At 44.9% G+C, this 2,139-nt stretch carries 1 protein-coding gene; it reads right to left on the bottom strand.

Annotated elements, in window-relative coordinates; genetic code table 11:
* Positions 1-364: 364 nt before the first annotated feature.
* Positions 365-1,624, bottom strand: a complete 1,260-nt coding sequence (locus tag E1189_RS02030) for an RING finger domain-containing protein (protein ID WP_155158410.1) — start codon at positions 1,622-1,624, stop codon at positions 365-367.
* Between the last annotated feature and the right edge of the window lie 515 nt (positions 1,625-2,139).

Genomic DNA, 2,139 nt, shown 5'->3' with positions numbered 1-2,139 from the left:
GAATTGTATATTTACCAAGACTCATCAATATTCTCTTTGTCCATAGGGGAATGTGGAGGGGGAAGGAAGACAGACCATTTTTGATTGCCCGATATGTAACTTTTTGTCTCTAGAGTCAGGCATGGCTACTGTCTGATATTTGTTTGCCAAAACATACCAGGCAGTGACTGTTATGCCCCCGAAGACTTTATCTGGGTGTTCTGCCTGATCTGGAAAAATGATTACAAATCGGAAGGAATTGATTTGTAAACACCACTGCGGTTTAACAAACACGAGAGGTGATCGCTACACATGCTTTGTTAAACTCATTATTCCTATCAGTTGTATAGGACGAAAAATTCTTACATCTACTGTGGGCGTATATTCATCGAGAGTTCAAATGTGCGCGCTTGTCGGCGATGAGTGCATTGAGATGGAGGAAAAACCTTTGGTACCCGTCCTCATCACACGCATAGGGGCTTCCCTCTGTGACTTGGTGGGCGCGCCTGTGGGCGATGAATGCAGCGGGCTGGATGAACGACCTTTGGCACCCGTCCTGATTACACACATAGGGCCAGTCACTTGTGTAGATGTTGGTATTCCAGAATTCGATGAGATTGATGAGACAGGCAAAGGACCTGCCCTCTGGGCATGGAGTGTGTCGAGCCTGCTCATGCTCCATTTCCTCTTTTGATAGATAGAAATCTAACAGCGAACATCCATCTGGGCATCGCATTGATTTGTATACAGGTAGCTGCTGTCGGCATACTGGGCAATGCTGAGCCTCTTTTAAAGCACTCAGGAGGCAACTACTGTGAAAAAGGTGATGACAGGGAGTCGAATGTATTTTTTCCTGCCAGTGAAAGCCTTCAAGACAGATTGTGCAGGCTGTTAATGGATTTTTTTTGTGACTCAAAGAAAGATAGTGATTTTCACTCATAATCCAACCGAACCAAATAGCGTTCTTCGTAACAGAATCATCTGGTTTTGCTGGGGTGATTTCAGCACTTATAGACTTCGGACGGTAGGTATGAAATACCTGATCAGAAATGAGATCTTTCTTCCATGATTCCAGGTGGACAATTATGACTGGGCGGTTTATCAATGTTGCTAAAAATGGCCCCAAAAGATCAAAGGATGGCAGTTCATCCGATAGCAGCTCCTGATTCAGAGTTGATTTTTGTTTCTCCGTGAAAATATCGAATTGCTTCCCCGTCAAGCCATTCAGATAATTAAGCAATAACTCCTTTATCCCTTTGGAGTAACCAAAAAAATCGCTAGCCTGGAGGCGCAATACATGTTTCCAGCAGTGGTTATCTCTGGGAACTTCAGTTATCACGTAATCGTCCATACCGATGGTGGCCAGGCGTTCTTCCAGTGATAACTGTTCTGTAAGTTTCACAGTTTCAGGATTATCACTGTCTGGCTTCACTCTTCTTTTTGCCTGGCCAGAACCAGGCCCAACTTGTCCAAGGCCAACTGCCTGGGATCTTGAAGCTGTATTTTCAAGGGAAGTAGCAGGCCTGATGTTTTCTGCCCTTTTATTATCTACTCCTGCAAAAGCATTCAAGGAGACGGCACAACATAGACATAGCAGAGTGTAAAGGATGGTTAGTGAACGAATTGTATATTTTCCAAGACTCATCAATACACTCTTTGTCCATAGGGAAATGCGGAGAAGGAGGGAGGAAAGGTAGACTATTTTGGTTGACTGATATGTAATTTTTCGCCTCTAGAGTCAGGCATGGCTACTGTCTGATATTTGTTTGCCAAAACATACCAGACAGTGGCTGCTATGAGCCTCGAAGAGTTGAAACAACGATTGGGCAGTTGATGACTATTTTGATATTGAGCGTTGTGGTTACCGGGTACTTATAAAAACTGTGTCAGTGCAGCCAGAAAACTTAACTTAGCGAGCTGTCCAGCTAATGGGGTCCTATATGGTTGGCTGAGCGCTCATCGGTGGGGGTGGGCTATGTGGTCATGTCTGTGACGATTGTAGGCACTGGCAAACGCTCTGTCGCATCCGTCTCGCCTACAGACAAAGAGACTGCGCCCTCCTGTGCGGATGTGCTTGTTTGATGAGGGCACTTTGCATGGAGTGTGTCGAGCCTGTTCATCCTCCATTTCCTTTTTTGATAGATAAAAATCCAACAGCGA

This window comes from Parendozoicomonas verongulae (genome assembly GCF_009711465.1).
Lineage (GTDB): Bacteria > Pseudomonadota > Gammaproteobacteria > Pseudomonadales > Endozoicomonadaceae > Sansalvadorimonas > Sansalvadorimonas verongulae.
This window is presented reverse-complemented; position numbering and strand designations above follow the sequence as displayed.